The organism is Komagataeibacter oboediens (assembly GCF_018491655.1).
Lineage (GTDB): Bacteria > Pseudomonadota > Alphaproteobacteria > Acetobacterales > Acetobacteraceae > Komagataeibacter > Komagataeibacter oboediens.
The window spans coordinates 14530-32078 of record NZ_JABLUU010000008.1 but is presented as its reverse complement, the minus strand read 5'-3'; the positions used below and the strand labels follow the sequence as shown (position 1 = coordinate 32078).

Here is a 17549-nt window from a genome sequence, read left to right as displayed (position 1 = left end):
CCGCACCCTATCCCGCCACGGGCCCGCTGTCACGGTGCGGTGGCGCACCGGCGCGGATGCGCTCCAGTGCGCGGTCAATGACCTGTGGCCGGTCGGCGCGCGCCGTGGCCGCGACATACCCGTCGGGCCGGAGCAGCCACATGCCGCGCGGGTCGGGCGGGGGGCGGATATGGGGCGACAGCAGCCCCGCATGCCGGGCGACCAGCGCGCGGGCGGCGTCATGGTCCGTTGCCGCCAGCGTCAGGCACGGGCTATGCGCCCCGGCATGGCCACGGGCGGGGGCGAAACGCTGCCCCGGGCGTGGACCGCGCAGCCCCGCCGCATCCCCCATGTTCAGCGGGCTGCCGGGATACGCCACCATGATTTCCGACAGATGCGCCGCCACCATGTGGCGTATGACAGGCAGGCCCGACACCCCCCGCACCACCAGCGCGCGCAGCAGGCGGGCCAGCGGGTTGCGCAGCAGGACGATGCGGGTCACCCGCCCGGAATCCGACAGCACCTGCCGCGCCACCGCGCCGCGTTCGATGCCATAGCTGTCCAGCAGCGCGGGCCCGGCCTGCCCCCGTTCCACCAGCGCCAGCTTCCACGCCAGGTTGAAGGCGTCCTGCATGCCGGTATTCATGCCCTGTCCGCCTGCGGGGCTGTGCACATGTGCCGCATCCCCCGCCACGAACACCCGCCCCGCACGGTAGTCGCGCACCCGGCGTTCGTTCACGCCAAAGGCCGACAGCCATACCGGGTCGGACACCGTAACCCCGCCCGGCCCGCGCCGGTTGACGATCGTCTGCACCGCCCGCAGGTCGGGCGCATGCACCGACGCCGGCCCGACATCGGCAATGATGCGGTACCGCCCGCCCGGTACCGGAAAGAACATGGCCGCCCCGTCGGGGTGCCAGAACATGGCCAGCGCGTCGGGCGCCGTGGGCAGGCCCGTGACATGCGCATCGGCCAGGATGAAGCGCGTGGGCAGCGTGGCACCCGTGAATGCCAGCCCCAGCGTTCGGCGGACAAGGGAATGCGCGCCGTCGCAGCCGATCAGCCAGGCGGCGTCCATCGTCTCGACCTCACCGCTGTCGTGGCGCAGGGTGCAGGTGACGCCCGTGCCCGTATCCACGAAATCCGTCAGTTCCACGCCACGTTCAATGTGCCCCCCCAGCGTGCGCAGGTGATCTTCCAGCAGGCGTTCGGTATCCGGCTGCGCCAGCATCAGCAGGCAGGCGAACGGCGAGGCAATGGCACCGAACGCAATGCGGGCAAGCACCGTGCGCCCCGCATGGATGTCCAGCGTCCGGGCACGCAGCCCGGCGGCCATGAAGGCGTCGGCGCAGCCCGCGATGTCCAGCAGTTCAAGCGTGCGCGCCCAGATGGCCAGCGCCCGCGACTGCCCATCGCGCGCAGGCAGCCTGTCCACCAGCCGCACCGGCACGCCATGGCGGGCAAGTTCCGCCGCCATGGTCAGGCCCACAGGCCCCGCGCCAACAACAAGGACAGGTTTCGGCATGATCTGCATCCGCAAGGCAATGGAAGGGCCGGCCTGATACCGCAGGCGCCTGGTGGCGTTGCCCCGCGCCGCCCGCCCGCATCAGGCCGGCCCTTAACGCCGCGCCCGCCCGATGCGTTGCAACCGATTGGGAAAGGGCCGGTTTCCGGCGGGGCGTCCGCCCCGTGCCCTGTGTGGATCGCCCGTCCATCACCCCGCCGGGGTGACGCGGGCCATGTGGACACATGAAGGCGATTTACGCACGGGCAGGCGGTGATAGGGTTGCAGGTGATGCGAAACCGTATTTTCCTTTCCCTGCGCGCCCCGGCATGCCCGGCGGTGGACGCGCCTGACACATGGGTCCGACCTGCATGAAAGACCACAACCACAGCCTGACGGCGGCGCAGATCAGCGACCGCCTGACCTTCCTGAAGGACGCAGCCCGCCTGAAGGATGTCCTGCGATCATCCTTCACATGGGAGGGACGGCCCGAAAGCACGGCGGAACATTCATGGTCGCTATGCCTCATGGTCCTGTGCTTTGCGGACCGGATGGAGGGCATCGACCTGCTGAAACTGCTCAGGATATGCATCATCCATGATCTGGGCGAGGCCCTGAACGGTGACATCCCCGCCATTGCGCAGGACGCGGCAGGGGACAAGTCGGCCCGCGAACGCGCGGATCTCGACACGATCATGCGCCCCCTGCCACCCGCCCTGCGGGCCGAATTCCTTGCGCTGTGGGATGAATACGAAAACGCTACAACCCCCGAAGCCCGGCTGGCGAAGGCGTTCGACAAGCTGGAAACCATCACGCAGCACAATGCGGGCCGCAACCCGCCCGGCTTCAATTATGATTTCAACCTGTCCTACGGGCGGACATACACCGAATGTTCCGACCTGACGAAAGCCATCCGCCGGATCGTGGATGACGCGACGCGGGGGAACATAAACCGCGATACCGGCTGCTGACTGTCCGGTGCGGGGGGAAAGGGCGCATGCCCCGTCCCCTGCCGCATGGCGCGGCGCGGGCGTGGTTCCCCATGGTCACTGAAATCGACCCGGCGGACATCATGTACCGGCAGGCCGCACCGGGCCCACCGGGCGCAGGATGACCGATGTCGGCCCGACAGTCATGCCGACAGGGGGCATCCGGAAACCGGATGTACCGGGCCTGCGCGCGTTCGATGTCACGATGCCGCGTGGTCCCGAAGCCATTATCGGCCACGTCGGGTCCGGTCAGCCCGGCTGGCCCGGTGCCCGCTGCCCGGAACCGGCCTTCTGCCCGTGGCCGCAGTTGGTGCCAGCGCATTGCGCGGGGGACGGACTGGTGCTTAACCTGCTGTCATGACACGAACCCATCCGGGCTGCCGCCATGCGCCCGCACGCCGTCCCGGCCCGTCCCGGCGCCATGCCACGCGGGGGGCCGGCATGCTGGCGCTTGTCATGCTGGCGGGGTGCGCGGGGCCGGTTACGGTGCGGCATGTATCGCTGGTGCACAGCTACCGTGACACCACGCGCACCGCGCTGCAGGGCGGCAGGCCGGGCGATCCGACCATGGTGGTGCTGCGCCGCCACGGGCTGCTGCCCGCATGGCGCGACAACCCCGACCGCGCCATCGCCACCCTGCGCACGCAGGCAAAGGGGCGTGATGACGAGGCCGATGTGCTGTTCGCGCTGGCGGAACTCAGTTACCGGCAGGGCCTGCGCCACCACCATGCGCAGGATTTCCTTGCTGCCGCGGTCTATGCCTATGCCTTCCTTCAGCCCGGCCGGGCCGGTGGCCCCAGCCCGTATGATGAACGCTTCCGGCAGGCATGCGACCTGTATAACCTCGGGCTGAGTGCGGCCTTTCCCGCCCCCGTGTCCGTCACGGCGCAGACGCGCGCCCTGCCATGGGGCGATATCGTGCTGGATGCCGACCCTGCGCAGCTGCGCTGGCACGGGCGGCTGCTTGAACGCCTGCAGCCCACGGCCACGCTGGGGGTGGGTGGCATACCCAATATCTACCGCACCCCCGGTCTGGGTGAGCCGCTGACCGCACTGGCCCGTCCCGACCCGGCAGCGGGCCATCCGGCCCCGGCCGCCCCCGATACCCCGCATGAAGCCAAGCACCTGACCCAGCCATCTGCCGTGGCCGACCTGACCGGTCCGGCGCATGATGACGCCCTGCGTGCCGTGCCCACGCCGCCCGCGCCACAGGGCAGCGGGGGACCGGCCAGCGGCGACCCCACCGGGACGGCTGATGGTGGCCCCGCAACCCCCGATGACGGCAGCTTCAGCGTGTCGGACAGGCTGCGCGTGCCCGCCAGCCTGCTGCTGGAAATCGACAGCCCGCGTACGCAGGTGCTGGGTGACCACCTGACCGGGCGGCTGGTCCTGCGCGTGATGGACGAAAGCCCGGACACCCCCATCGGCCATGCCCGCGTGCCCGCCGAATATGACCAGACCGCCGCGCGCGCGCTCAGCCTGGTGGACACCGCGCTGTGGACCAAGGAATATCGCGGTTTCTTTGACGGCACGACCTATGACGGCACCCGTCCGCGCCTGATCGCCATGACGCCGCACCACCATGGCAACATGCCGGTGGTATTCATACACGGCACGGCGTCCAGCCCGTACCGCTGGGCCATCATGGTCAATGACCTGCTGGAAGACCGGCGCATCCGCGACCATTTCGATTTCTGGTTCTTCTCCTACGCCACATCCAACCCCATCCCGTATTCGGCATGGCAGCTGCGGCATGCGATCACGCAGGCGGTGGACAGTCTGGGCGGGGTGAAGGCGGACCCGGCGCTGGGGCATATCACGCTGGTGGGCCACAGCCAGGGCGGGCTGCTGGCGCGCATGCTGGTCATCAACCCCGGTGACCGGCTGTGGGACGGCACGGCGGGGCGGCCGCTGTCGTCCTTCCACCTGAACGACAGCACGCGCGAACTGGTGCGCGAGACGATGTTCCCCACCCCCATGCCCGAAATCCAGCGCGTGGTGTTCATTTCCACCCCGCAGCACGGCAGCTACCTTGCGGCCATGTCCATTGCGCGTTTCGTGGGCAGCATGGTCAGCCTGCCGGTGCGCGTGACCGAAACCGCGCGAGACATCGTGACCGGGGCGGGGGACAGCACGCACCTGAACAACCGCGTGCTGCGGCTGGGCAGTGTATATGCCATGTCGCCCCACAGCGCGTTCATGCGCACGCTGCCCACCATTCCCATCGACCCCGACGTGCAGACCCACTCCATCATTCCCGTCTGTGGCAACCCGCGCGACCTGAGCCATGCCGATGACGGGGTAGTGTCGTATGAAAGCGCGCACATACCCGGCGTGCAGTCCGAACTGGTGGTGCGCAATTCCGAACATTCCACCCAGTCCAATCCCGCCACCATTGCCGAGGTGCAGCGCATCCTGCTGCTGCAACTGGCCCAGAACCCGCCACGGGACATGCAGCCGGGCACGGCACGGGTGGCGTCGGGCCACGCGGCACGGCGGGCCGGGCGGTCATGACGGACCGGCGCGGGGTGGACCCGGCACCCGGCGGGACGGCGGGCCACCCGCCCCGCAGGCCGCGCACATGGCCGCGCCGGGTGGCGCGGTGGGGCCTGCGCGCGGTGCAGGGGCTGGGCCTGCTGCTGGGGGTGGGGGCGCTTTATTATTCCACCATCCTGCCCGATGCGCTGCGGCTGGGGCTGTCGGCAGCCTTTCCCGCCATCATGGTCGGCGCGCGCTGGCTGCGGCCTGCGGCGCTGTCATGCCCGGTGCGGATCGTGGCGGTCACGGCGCTGGCGGTATGGTACGTGACCGACCCGCCGCGCAATGACCGGATCTGGGCGGGGGAATATGCCGTCCCGGCCGATGCATGGCGGGTGGGGGACGTGGTGCATGTCCATAACGTGCGCAATTTCCGCTATCACCGCACCGAAACCGATTATACCCCGGCATGGTACGACGCGACGTATGACCTGACGCGGCTGGACAGCGTGGACATGGTGACCTCCTACTGGGCGGGGGAGGCGATCGCGCATGTGTTCCTCAGCTTCGGGTTTTCCGACGGGCAGCACCTTGCGGTTTCCATCGAGACACGGCGCCAGGCCCGCTTTCCCTATTCCACCATTGCCGGGTTCTTTCACCATTACGAACTGTTCTATGTCACCGCCGATGAACGCGACCTGATTGGCGTGCGCACCGACATCCGGCGCGAACGGGTGTACCTGTACCGCCTGGACATTGCGCCCGAAGTCCGCGAACGTCTGTTCCTCAGCTACGTTGGGGCGATCCATGACATCATCTACCGCCCCGTGTGGTACAATACCCTGACCGATAACTGCACCACCGGCATCCTGGCCCGCGCGGGGGCGCGGCTGCGTTACCGGTTCGACTGGCGCGTGATCCTCAGCGGGCATACGGCGGCCATGGCGTACGACATGGACCTGCTTGGTCCGTATGACCGCAGCCGCTATCCCGGTTTTGCCGCCGTGCATGACGCAAGCCGCATCCACCGCGCGCGCGATGCGGTGATCGACCCCGGCTATTCCGCCGCCATCCGTGCGGACCTGCCTCCGCCGGAAGGGCCGGGTCGCGCTGACATGCATTGAAATATATCGCCCGTCCCGTAACATGGCCCCGACATGGAAAGCGGAGCAGTACTGATGAAACGGATGTCCATTGCGGCGTGTCTTGGCGCGGCCCTTGCGGTTGCGGGCTGCGCATCGACGGGCAATACGTCCATCCGGCGCGAAACTGCCGAAACCATCGACCAGAAAATCCATGACGACCAGACCACGAAACAGCAGGTCCGCACCCTGTTTGGCGACCCGATGGTAATAAGTTTTACTGATGGCGGACATGAGATCTGGCAATACGATTTCATGACCACGCGCCCCAACGGCACGAATTTCATCCCGTATTATGGCGTGTTTTCAAGTGGTTCGCGCGGAATGCGCAAAAGCCTGACCATTATTTTCAATAACGATGTCGTCTGGCACCATACCCTGTCGGCATCGGCCGTACGCACCCATCAGGGGCTGTAGGGCCGACCCCACGGGCGGGGGGGGTTGCGGGCGGGCGGTGATCCGCCCATCATCGCCCGAAACGAGAACCGTGGAGACGTATCATGCCAACCCTGTTCACGCCGCTGACGGCAGGCGACCTGACGCTGCCCAACCGTATTGTCATGGCGCCGCTGACGCGCCTGCGCGCCGGTGCCGGGCACGTTCCCACCGACATGATGGCCGAATACTATGCCCAGCGCGCGCTGGCGGGGCTGATCCTGTCGGAAGCGACGCCGGTCACGCCACAGGGGATCGGGTATGAAGGCGTGCCCGGCATCTGGACGGATGCGCAGGCACAGGGGTGGAAGACGGTTACCGATGCCGTGCATGCCGCAGGCGGGCGGATTTTCCTGCAGCTATGGCACGTGGGCCGGATTTCGGACCCGTATTTCCTGAATGGGGAGGCCCCGGTCGCCCCCAGCGCGATCGCGGCGAAGGGGCATGTCAGCCTGCTGCGGCCCAAGCGTGATTATGTCACCCCCCGCGCCCTGCGCACGGACGAAATTCCGGGCATAATCGACGCCTTCCGCCGTGGCGCGGAACTGGCGAAGGTGGCCGGGTTCGACGGGGTGGAAATCCACGGCGCCAACGGCTACCTGCTGGACCAGTTCCTGCAGGATTCCACCAACCACCGCACCGACCGGTATGGCGGGTCGATCGAAAACCGCGCCCGACTGCTGCTGGAGGTCACGGACGCCGCCACAGGCGTATGGGGCCGGGGCCGGGTGGGGGTGCATATCTCGCCCCGGTGCGACCTGCATGACATGGGGGATTCCAGCCCCGCCGCGACATTCGGTTATGTCGCGACCGAACTGGGGCGGCGGAAGATCGCGTTCCTGTGCGCGCGTGAGGCCGAGGGACCGGACAGCCTTGGCCCGCAGCTGAAAAAACAGTTTGGCGGCGTGTATATCGCCAATGAAAAGTTTACCGCGGCCAGCGCCGAAAAGGCCGTCGAGGACGGACGCGCCGACGCCGTGGCCTTCGGTCAGGCCTTTATCTCCAACCCCGACCTGCCCGAACGCCTGCGCGCGGGTGTGGACCTGACGCCGCCCGACCCGTCCACCTTCTACACCCACGGGCCGGAAGGCTATATCGACTACCCCACCATGGGGGCGGCGGGGGACTGATTGTCATCGTAATGCGGGGATGCAGGCGGGCGGGCTTGTCTGCATCTCCAGATGGAATCTTGAATGAATGGTCAATAATATAAATTAAAGGGTTGGCATTGATTGAAGGAGATTAAGTGAGAACTCCGATCGGGATGTTAGCCCACTGAGCGAGCGGTGGTTGAGGTAATTAAAATGCCATCTATATTCCGTAATGAAGAGATAAAAGTCCTGCCAAGGTATTCCATTGTATGGCTGCGTATGGCTGCAAATGTCGCTTCGCTTGTCTCCAGAAATTCTTGATGCATATGGTTTCATCCTTCGCTGAATTATTTGGGGTATTTGACCTTTTCATGACAAAAATTGGAGAAGTCGAGCGTCTGGCAAGCATACCATGCATGTATTTGAACAAAGCATTGAACCTGCTCGTTTTTTATTTCGGATAGCCAACATAAGCGTCCGGCTTCCTGCATCGGGCGGGAATCATCACTGTATGAATATGGCTACCACGTTTTAAGGAGTCCGAAAACGGCGACCTTTCTAGTCGCCTGAGGCGATGTGTTTTCGTATGACATATTAAGCTTTTATTGGCATAGCCATGTCAGATCCGTTAATATTTTTATCTAAAAATGATACTTTTTTGCTTTCCATATTGTTGTTCTGTTTTAATCATTTTAAAGTTTACGCTATATTTTCCTATATGCTTCAGTTTATTGTCTTGCCTCGAAATATTTCGACATCTGCACATTCTCTGATCAGTACTAAATATAAAGTTTATATCACATTCTAAACATACGGAAAATATGTGCTCATCATCGCAAGCATCACACTCTCCCCAAAATGGTTCTTTAATTAACTCCTTCTCTATCTGTTCTATTTTTTTTGAGTCTATTTTAATTAAAACTTGTGCCATTTGTGCAATTTTTAAAAATTTCATATATTCCTCTGTGAATTCTTTTTTCCATTTTTCTGTTTCAGAAAAGCATACAAATACTTTTTTGTTTGTTTGTGACAAAATATCTTTTTTTACATTCCCCATCCAAGGTAAGGAAAATGCACACGTGTCTATTATTATTTTCGACATAAAAATACCTCATATCGTCTTTATATATTCTTTTATAAAGAAATCTCTATACGCATCAGGATAAGTTCCTAGACAACCATCTTCAGATATTTCAATATTATGTATTTTATTTTCTTTTTCTGTCGATTGAAAAAACAGTATCCGAGATTCTACTTTTTTTTCGGAATCGCGTAGAGCAATTTTAAATCGATCTATTATAAAGTCACTGTGCGTCTCTATTATCATCCCAAGATCTTTTGAAGCACAATAAAATATGAAATCCCCAAATGCAGCTTGAGCTTTAGGATGGAGATGCAGTTCTGGTTGTTGTATGCCAAAACTCATATTGGATCTTTTTAAGACAATAGATAGGGCGCATTCAGTTATAATTGGCAGAGACTGGGATACCCCAAACCCAAGTTGAGGTAACATAAAATTATTCCCATTCCTTTCAACAGAAAGTACTATGGGCGAGTCTTCTACATTCTTAGACATTCTTTCAACATTAACATCTTCAAAAAGACCACTTTCCTTTCCAAACTTATTTATTATAAATCTTCCCTCTTTTTTTGTCCTTGGATTGTTGAACATTCTATACATCATTGAAGCAAAATGTTCTCCTGTCTTTTCTATTCGGGAATTATATTCATAATAAACAGATGGATTTGCTCGAAGAGGAGATATTAATCTAAAGTTATCTAATATGGTGCTACCAAACGAAATAATAAATTTTTTAGCATAATCTTTTTTTGAATCCAAATCAAATAAAGATTCGACTACTATGTTGTTGTCATTTACATTCATTCCACCAAGTTTTACGGACGTTTTCTTAAATCCAGAATTTAAATCATGTATTATATAAGCGTCGTCAATATTTTCTATTTTTTCTTTATTTTTTAAATATTTTATATTCGCATGCCCTGAGACATTTTTTAATACATAAGCATCTTTATTGTGTATAAATGTAGCTTTTGAAATTTTAGGCTTTTCGTATATTCTAGGCTTTTTAATAGTAATAAATTTAAAGTATATGTCTTCTCCTTTGCACAACTTAAAGCCGATTGTAACATCGTTGTAATCAAAAAAAGGAGAGAAAAAATCATATTCTTCTGAATGTGACATTGTATCTAAGTGCGGATTAAACCGCAACTCAGAGTTTATTATATAATTTACCAAGTACGAGAATGAACTTTTTCCTGAAGAGTTGTCTCCAACTAAGAAAATAACTTTGTTTATTCTCTCCCGTATATCTTTAAAACCTCTATAGTTCCGTGCCAATACTTCTAGCATTTCATGATCCTTGTTGTTACATGCCGTTCATGGTAAAAAATAAATTTAAAAATACAATACAACAATATTTATTAATAAATACTGAAATATAAAATTTTTAAATAAATAAGTTTTATACACTTCGGGATTTATTTAAAAATAACGTATCGTAGAATCGTAAAACGCTTGCTCTTTATAGTCATCAACTGAGCGAGGCCATATGTTTTACAATGAAACTGCGGATGGCTGCACGGCCGATGCGGTTGGTTTTCAGGCCGTCAAACGTGCCGCCAATCACGCCGCCCAGGACGGGCACGATGGCGGCGGTGTGCGCCAGCCCACGTGCGGCAACCGCGTGCAGGGCGTGGCGGGCAAGGTGTTTCTTGGCCTCGGCCGCCATGCGGTTGCCAAGGTTGTTCACGACGGTGGACCCGGCAAGGGACAGGCCGATGTTCTTGGCCACTTCCTCCATCCCCACTTCCGACAGGCAGGCCAGACAGGCCGCCTTTACCGCCGGGTCATGGATATCGTGGCCGCCCATGGCGGCGATGGCGGTAATCATGCGCACCTGCACATACAGCACGCCCGCGACATTGGCGGGCAGGGCGACGGGCAGCGTGGCAAGGCCGCCCAGGCCGCTTATGAACCCCGCCGTCGCGGCCTTGGTGTTCTGCCAGCGGATCAGGGCGCGCGCGGCGCGGTGGGGGTCATTACCGTGGCGCGCAAGGTAGGTGCGCGCCATGTCCTGCGCCGTGCCGGTTCTACCCACGCCATGGACAGACGCCTGATACGCCCATTCAAGGAAGCGGAGAAAGGACGGGTCCTGACCGTGGTGTTCGCCTGCCATTGTATTCCCACAAAAAACGATCAGGTACTATGGAAACACGAAAAGATAAACAGTCCTGCCATCATGCAGGCATGCGTGGGGCGCTGGCATGCGGGGCGTGAATGCGCCGCGGGGTGGCGGTGGCCTGCGGCATGTCCGGGCGGGTTACACCATGGCGCTGCCATCGGGGTGGGTGTTGATTTCGCCCACGCCGTCGGGTTCGAACGTATGTTCGGGCAGCCGGTCGGACAGCAGGGCGCGGGGGCGGCCGATCCACATGCTGTCGCGCATGTGGTCGCGGCGCGGGTTGGTGGTGCCGGGGTGGATCAGGATGCTCAGTCCGGCATGGTTCAGCATGAGCCAAGGCACCAGCGTCGCGAACAGGTTCGTGCCGAACGCCACCTGGTACATCGGGGCCACATGCGGGCCGACCGCTACATCGTGCCACCGGCCCAGACGGACGGCAAAGCGGTCGGCAATCTGGTCACGCAGGCGGGCGGCCGTGTCGCGGGTGGCTGCGCCATCGAAATAGACATGGGCGTGGTAGCTGGTGATTTCGTCAATCGTCCGGGGGGTAGTCGTCTGGTCGGTCATGGGGCGCGCTTCCTGTGGGGTAAATGTCAGCCGTGGGCGGCCGGGGTGGCGGGCAGGGTGATGCGCGTTTCGGTGCGCATGCGGGGTTTTACGGTATGCAGCATGGTGGACATGCCCCACTGGCGGCCATCGAACGTGCCGGTGCTGTCCAGCATGGTCAGGGTGTTGCCGGTAAAGACCATCTGCGTGTCAAATGTCATGGGGTGGGTCTGCCCGCGCATGGTCAGGCGGCCAACCATGCGGGAGAGGACCTGCCCCTTCACCACGCGGGGGCTGCAGTCGCCCACATAATGCGTGGTGGGGAACCGGTCGCTGTCCAGCATGTTGCCCGATTTCGCGGCCTTGCGTTCGACTATGGTGTCCATGTGCACGCTGGTGGCGTCCATGGTCAGGTCCACATGGCAGGTCTGGCGCGACAGGTCGTAGTCCAGCGTGCCGGACACCTTGGCGAACTGCCCCTCCATCGCGCCCACCACGCTGTCGGCATGCAGCAGCACGGTGGTGTTGGCGGGGGTCAGGGTCAGGTGCTGGCTTTCGGCCCGGGCGGAATGGGGGGCCAGAAGGGCCATGCCAAGCACGGCCATGGCGGGCAGGCGGACGGGGCGGGGGATCATGTCTGTCATGACCGGGCTAACGCCCATGGGGGCGTGGGGTTGTGGCGTGGTGTGGGGGCAGCAGGCATGACGCATCCGGGCGGCGGGGAACGGATGCGTGCCTAATGCGCGAATGCGGCGTCAGTAGGGCAGGGGACGGGGGAAAGGGCAGGCGGGACGATGGCGCCGGTCCGGCATGGGCAGCGGGCATGGGGCCGGACCGTGCGCTGTTCCATTCTGGCTGGTGCATGGGGGATGCATTCCATTTTACGCATGAGCCACCAGATGCGGCATCCGCACATGTTCAAGGTGTTGCCAGAAACAGGAAAAGCTGTCGCGCGTCACCTTTTTCCACACAGGCAACGCCTTCCGAAGCCTCAGGCCCGCCCGGACACGTCCGTATGATTGCCGGATATATCCGTTCAGACCGCCTGCGGAATGGTAAGGGATGCCGGTTTTTTCGGCATGTCGGTGTTTTCCGCCGCTGTCTGTAAACCGGCATGCTGTCCGCCACGTCCGGGGTGGGTGTGCCTATTTCCACACCCACTTGCCCACCACCCGGCCGTTGATCACCAGGTCGGATGCATCGACCTCATCCACGGGATAGGTGGGGTTGACGCTTATGATACGGATGCGCGGCGGGCGGGAATTGGGCACCAGCATCAGCTGCTTGATCACCACGCCCATGCCGTTCCACAGCACGTACACCCCGTCGGGCGAGGGGACGCGGTGGCCGGTATCGACCAGAACCCGGTCGCCCGCGGCGAATTCCGGCTCCATCGAATTGCCCGCAACCCGGATGATCGCAAGGCCCGCCGTGTCCGGCAGGTAGTTGCGGATGAAGTCGCGCGGAATGCGCCAGGATTCCAGCGTGGGGTGGCCTTCCCCATCGCCACAGGCGGTATGATCCACGATCGCGCCGGCGCCGGCCTGCGGGGAGATGTCGTATTCATGTACCGTGATCGCCCCGTCATCGGCCTGCATGGGCATGGCGGCGCGTTCGGCGCGGCGGATGCTTTCGTTCAGGTCGGTCGCCCCCGGCACGATACCGCACAGGGCCCAGACCTCGCTGGCGGCAATGGGGGGATCGCCCCGGTCGGTCAGCAGCGGCACCAGCTTGCGCACCAGCTCAACCGGGATGTAATCCTTCTTCAGCTTGTTTTCATAAAAGGCGTAGCTGGAAAACTTTTCCCCCAGCCCCAGGTCGCGCGCCAGCCCGCGCACGGTATAGCCCGCGCGTTCCCGCAGCGCCTTCAGCCGCAGCGCCGCCGTGCCCGACCCGCCCGCAGCCCCCCCGCGCAGCAGGTCGCTGGCGGTGCAGCCCAGCACGGCGGCCACTTTTTCCAGCCGGTCGCCACCGGGGTTGCGTGACTTGCCACGCAGGATGTCATGCACGTAGGTTTCGTTCAGGCCCGCCAGTTCGGCAAGGCGCTTTTTATTGAGGTTCAGCAGCGCCATGCGGCGCTCGATCTCGGCGGCGGCGGGGGATCGTGTCTCCATAATGGGAACTGTCCCATAATCCGGTGGGCCTGTGTAGAGGGGATATATCCCATTTCTGCTTGACGTACTGGGATATGTCCCATACAACCCGCGCATGCACACCATTCCGCCCGATTTGCTGCGCGTGGCCCGCATGGGCTGGCATGTCCTGCCGGTGCGGGCGGGATCGCGGGCCGCATGTTTTCGCGGTGCGGTGGACCACGCCACCACCTGTCCCGACACCCTCGCACGCTGGGCCGCGCGCTGGCCCGGTTGTGGGTGGCGGGTGGTGTGCGGGCCGTCCGGCCTGTTCGCGCTGGATGTTGACCGCCCCGGCACGCATGCGGCCGATGGGGTGGCGGCCCTGTCCGCCCTTGTGCGCCGCCATGGCCCGCTGCCGCCACGTCCCATGACGCGCACCGGCGGGTCGGGTGGCGCGGTCCTGTTCTTCCGCCATGATGGCGAGCCCCTGCGCGGGCAGGCGGGATATCCCGCGCCGGGACTGGACCCGCACCGGGGGCGGCAGGCGGTGACCATCCCGCCGGGCACGCACCCGGCTACGGGCGGGGCCTATACATGGCGCGTCCCCCCGTGGGAGGTTCCGCCGCCACCCATTCCGCGCTGGCTGGCCCGGCTGCTGGCCCCCGCGCCGGACCCTGCCGTCACGCCCGCGCCCCGCATGGTGGCCGACCGCGCGCCCGGCGTGCTGATGCGCGCGCTGCATGCCGTATGCGACGCGCCGCCGGGCATGGCCAACACCACGCTCAACGCGCGTGCCTATACGCTGGGCCGGTGGTGCGGGGCAGGGATGATGGATCTTACGCAGGCCCGCGATACGCTGTTACATGCCGCACAGCGTCGGCATATACCCATGCCCGAAGCCCGCGCCACCATCCGCTCGGGCCTGAACGCGGGGCTGCGCAACCCACGCCCGACCGGTAGGGCACTACCTTGACATGGTAGGGGTCACACATGCCCGCCCGTCATGCGGAGGGCGTGTCATCCGGTGCCTGCCCCATTTCCATTCGTGAAACCTGTGAACGCAACCATGATGGGTGCCGGGAATCGGCCCTGCACGGGCTGCGGCCGTTTCCGTGCGGCAGCCATCAGGGCGGTCCGCATGCGTAATAGTCGGGTCGGCGCGTATGTCCCGGATCGGGTTATCCACATCGCTCACTGTGTCATCCGGGCCACAGACGGGCCCATTTTGCGCCCGTTGACAGGCAGGATCGTGGTTGTGAAAAGAATAGAAGGAATATAGTCCTTTCCATAAACTGCACCTGAAATGAATATTTATGAATGGTTACCGACATATCCGTTTCATATAACTCTATATAACATCATTATACGCGCTTTTTTTACTTGTAATTTCATATCCATTTCCGGAAGATCGTTGGTGGGTATGGAAAGTTAATGATCTGGTAAAAGGAGCCTGAAGATGGTCCTGCAGCAAGTATTCCCGAACGGACATACGCCTTTCCATTTGAACAGGGGCGAATGTCTTGATCCGTCCGCCATCCGACTGGCGATCGATGTATGTACCAAGAACAACAAATTTGCTGTTGATGTGATTTACGCCCTGCTGGCGGAAGTGGATGCGCTGAATAACCGGATCCTCTCTCTGGCGCAGGATGACCGGCCACGCCGTTCGCCATGCCCGATCCCGGAAGGCAACGCAGGGTAACACGCCCCGTCCGGACCGTTCAGCATCTGCACGGATACTGACCGGGTCACATGCCGCCATGCTGCATGCAGGGCGGATCATCGCGCCGCACCGCCTGTCCCGCCCCCGCGCGGCAGGCAGTGCGGCGCGTTGTTTACCGGACATACCATCCGTTACGGTTCACGGCCCGGCGCCCGGCATGGGGCGACATACGCCCGGTCCCGTGGGGTGGCAGTATGTGGCCGCCCCGATCCGGGTAACTGGCTGTGGTACTGGTCCGGCACGTGACCAGCCATTCCACACGCCGTGGCCGGTTCATTCCAGCATGCCGGACATCGCCGGGGAGGCATGGCCCCCCGTTCCTGCCCCATGTGGCGCTGCGTCTATTGTCCCGTACATGTTCAGGTGGCTGGCTCTGGCGCGGGTCCGTTACATGAGCGGTCGTCCCGTACCGTGTGGCCGATTTTTCTCGACGCTGCCGGAGATCGGTGGAGGCATGGGCCGGTCAGGTCACACGCTACGTTGCACCCGTCGCTGGTCAATACCCGTTCGGATGGCTGACCGTAGTGCGGGTCCGGCATATGACCAGCCGTCCCGCACGTCGTGGCGGGTTCCTGCCTGACGTAGCTGGCCATCGGGGGCGTGGCCTCTCCCTCCATGCGGCGGTGCGCGTGTCATTGGTCCATGTCCGGTCGGATGATGGCCCGTGGTGCAGGCCGGCATGTGACCGACTGCACGCGCGCTGCGGGCTACCTGCGCGGCGCGACTGAATATCCGGGGTGGCTTTCGCTCCGGCTCCGTGCCGCCTGTATGTGTCTGGTGGGGTTCCGCGGGCAGGGCGCGGGGATGCATTGCGCCATCGAATGATTGCGCACGCCACCTGCACCCCTGCGCATTATCCTGCCCGCCACCCACGCGGGCAGCGGCGGGCGGGCGGGTTCGGGGCGGGCGCTGCATGGTGCGGGCCGCCGGGGTCCCGTGGGCCGTCCCGCCGTCGCCCCCAGACCAGAAGGCCCGTTGCGCATGCAAGATCACCCTGCCGCCCCCGTTGCCACCGCGTGGATGGACCTGCTGGTCCGTGGGGCGGGGGGACGGGTGGTGCCGTCGCTCAGCAACTGCCTTGTGCTGCTGGGGCATGACGCGCGGCTGCGCGGAATGGTGGCGTGGGACGAATTCAGCTGCCGTCATATCATCACCCGTGCCCCGCCGCCGCCCTATGCCGGCGCGCCGGACCTGCCCGGACCCTATCCCCGTGGCATGGAGGACGTGGATGTGGGACTGGTGCAGGCCTACCTGCAGCGCGCCTATGACCTGCCGGTTGGCCGCGCGGTGGCTGATCAGGCGTGCCGCACCGTCGCGGGGATGTGCCGCACGCACCCCGTGCGCGAATGGCTGGACGGGTTGCGGTGGGACGGCGTGCCCCGGCTGGATACATGGCTGCATTCCGCGCTGGGCTGCACGCCCGATGCCTATCACGGTGCCGTGGGTACGCGTTTCCTGTGCGCCGCCGTGCGCCGGGTGCGCCAGCCGGGGTGCAAGTTCGATTACGTGCCCGTGCTGGAGGGGCGTCAGGGCATGGGCAAGAGCCGCCTGCTGTCCACCCTGTTCGGGGCGGCGTGGTTCAAGGACGACCTGCCGCGCGACCTGGGGGAGAAGGATGCGGCACAGGGGCTGCTGGGTGTATGGGGGGTGGAAATGGCGGAGCTGCAGGCGCTGGGCCGCAGCACCCTGCGCGACGCCAAGGCCTTTTTCAGCCGCCAGCATGACCGGTACCGCCCCACCTATGGCGCGTTCGAGGTCAGCCGCCCGCGCCAGTGCGTTTTCGCCGGGACCACCAACGAAGCCGAGTACCTGACCGACCCCACGGGCAACCGCCGCTACTGGCCCATCGCATGCCGGCATGCCGATGTGGCGTGGGTGGCCACGTGGCGCGCGCAGCTATGGGCGGAAGCCGACCATATGGAGGCCACATCCCCCGTGCCCCTGTGGCTGGATGATGACGCCGTGGGCGCCACCGCCCGCCGCGCGCAGGACGACCGCATGCATGACGACCCGTGGCGCACGCCCGTGACCATGTGGCTGCGCATGCGGTCGGCGCCACATGTGCGCATGGCCGATGTGCTGCACCTGGCCCTTGGCCTGCCACGCGACCGGCAGGACCGCGCGGCGCAGAACCGCGTGGCCACCCTGCTGCGCAGCCTTGGCTGGACCCGGCGCAGGCTGCGCCTTGGCGGGGATCCGCAATGGGTGTGGGTCGCGCCCTGATCCGTCCGCGTGGGGGCAGGGGAGGCACCGCCTCTGCCCGAAAAGGCGACCCCGGCCCATGCGCATGACGGTGTGTGTTCCCACCGTACCCCATAACCCCCCAAACCCTGACGGCCCCCTATATACCCTCCTTCCTTATATCATTTCCCATTTCATGGGGT

The 17549-nt window shown here is 62.3% G+C and carries 17 protein-coding genes; 10 read left to right on the top strand and 7 right to left on the bottom strand.

Annotated elements, in window-relative coordinates; genetic code table 11:
* Window positions 1-7: 7 nt before the first annotated feature.
* Window positions 8-1504 (bottom strand): FAD-dependent monooxygenase, encoded by a 1497-nt coding sequence (locus HNO79_RS08555; protein WP_048855994.1) that lies wholly within the window; start codon window positions 1502-1504, stop codon window positions 8-10.
* A gap of 350 nt (window positions 1505-1854) precedes the next feature.
* Here HNO79_RS08555 and HNO79_RS08550 point away from each other — a divergent pair, with 350 nt between their 5' ends.
* From HNO79_RS08550 to HNO79_RS08525, 6 genes are all read left to right on the top strand, one after another.
* Window positions 1855-2454, top strand: a complete 600-nt coding sequence (locus HNO79_RS08550) for an HD domain-containing protein (protein WP_244987479.1) — start codon at window positions 1855-1857, stop codon at window positions 2452-2454.
* Between the two features lie 139 nt (window positions 2455-2593).
* Window positions 2594-2833 (top strand): hypothetical protein, encoded by a 240-nt coding sequence (locus HNO79_RS08545; protein WP_010514971.1) that lies wholly within the window; start codon window positions 2594-2596, stop codon window positions 2831-2833.
* On the top strand, window positions 2830-4986 hold the full coding sequence (locus tag HNO79_RS08540) for an esterase/lipase family protein (protein ID WP_214165536.1): 2157 nt from the start codon (window positions 2830-2832) through the stop codon (window positions 4984-4986). The genes HNO79_RS08545 and HNO79_RS08540 overlap by 4 nt, the downstream gene beginning before the upstream one ends.
* On the top strand, window positions 4983-6074 hold the full coding sequence (locus HNO79_RS08535) for an Lnb N-terminal periplasmic domain-containing protein (RefSeq protein ID WP_148371086.1): 1092 nt from the start codon (window positions 4983-4985) through the stop codon (window positions 6072-6074). Before HNO79_RS08540 ends, HNO79_RS08535 begins: the two co-directional genes overlap by 4 nt.
* Window positions 6075-6128: 54 nt before the next feature.
* A complete protein-coding gene (locus HNO79_RS08530) occupies window positions 6129-6509 on the top strand; it encodes a hypothetical protein (protein WP_200409225.1) in 381 nt (126 codons plus the stop codon).
* 83 nt (window positions 6510-6592) lie between these two features.
* Window positions 6593-7657: an alkene reductase gene (locus tag HNO79_RS08525; protein WP_214165535.1), complete on the top strand. Its 1065-nt coding sequence runs from the start codon at window positions 6593-6595 to the stop codon at window positions 7655-7657.
* A gap of 598 nt (window positions 7658-8255) precedes the next feature.
* Here the strand turns inward: HNO79_RS08525 and HNO79_RS08520 are convergent.
* From HNO79_RS08520 to HNO79_RS08495, 6 genes are all read right to left on the bottom strand, one after another.
* Window positions 8256-8720 (bottom strand): hypothetical protein, encoded by a 465-nt coding sequence (locus tag HNO79_RS08520; protein ID WP_214165534.1) that lies wholly within the window; start codon window positions 8718-8720, stop codon window positions 8256-8258.
* Window positions 8721-8729: 9 nt separating this feature from the next.
* On the bottom strand, window positions 8730-9989 hold the full coding sequence (locus HNO79_RS08515; RefSeq protein ID WP_214165533.1) for an AAA family ATPase: 1260 nt from the start codon (window positions 9987-9989) through the stop codon (window positions 8730-8732).
* Between the two features lie 181 nt (window positions 9990-10170).
* Entirely contained in the window at window positions 10171-10815 is a 645-nt protein-coding gene (locus HNO79_RS08510; protein ID WP_214165532.1) for an EcsC family protein, read from the bottom strand.
* Between the two features lie 144 nt (window positions 10816-10959).
* Window positions 10960-11388, bottom strand: coding sequence for a DOPA 4,5-dioxygenase family protein (locus HNO79_RS08505; protein ID WP_048855975.1), 429 nt, complete (start codon window positions 11386-11388; stop codon window positions 10960-10962).
* Window positions 11389-11414: 26 nt separating this feature from the next.
* Window positions 11415-12002, bottom strand: a complete 588-nt coding sequence (locus tag HNO79_RS08500) for a YceI family protein (RefSeq protein WP_010514959.1) — start codon at window positions 12000-12002, stop codon at window positions 11415-11417.
* A 510-nt stretch (window positions 12003-12512) separates the two neighbouring features.
* Window positions 12513-13481 carry a helix-turn-helix domain-containing protein gene (locus HNO79_RS08495; protein ID WP_010514957.1) on the bottom strand — a complete coding sequence of 323 codons (969 nt, stop codon included), beginning with the start codon at window positions 13479-13481 and terminating at the stop codon, window positions 12513-12515.
* Window positions 13482-13575: 94 nt separating this feature from the next.
* Here HNO79_RS08495 and HNO79_RS08490 point away from each other — a divergent pair, with 94 nt between their 5' ends.
* The 4 genes from HNO79_RS08490 (at window position 13576) to HNO79_RS08475 (ending at window position 17388) form a co-directional block, all read left to right on the top strand.
* Window positions 13576-14415 carry a bifunctional DNA primase/polymerase gene (locus tag HNO79_RS08490; RefSeq protein WP_214165531.1) on the top strand — a complete coding sequence of 280 codons (840 nt, stop codon included), beginning with the start codon at window positions 13576-13578 and terminating at the stop codon, window positions 14413-14415.
* 528 nt (window positions 14416-14943) lie between these two features.
* Entirely contained in the window at window positions 14944-15144 is a 201-nt protein-coding gene (locus HNO79_RS08485) for a hypothetical protein (protein WP_146221651.1), read from the top strand.
* Window positions 15145-15704: 560 nt separating this feature from the next.
* Entirely contained in the window at window positions 15705-15893 is a 189-nt protein-coding gene (locus tag HNO79_RS08480) for a hypothetical protein (protein ID WP_214165530.1), read from the top strand.
* A 97-nt stretch (window positions 15894-15990) separates the two neighbouring features.
* A complete protein-coding gene (locus tag HNO79_RS08475; RefSeq protein WP_244987478.1) occupies window positions 15991-17388 on the top strand; it encodes a virulence-associated E family protein in 1398 nt (465 codons plus the stop codon).
* The last annotated feature ends 161 nt before the right edge of the window (window positions 17389-17549 follow it).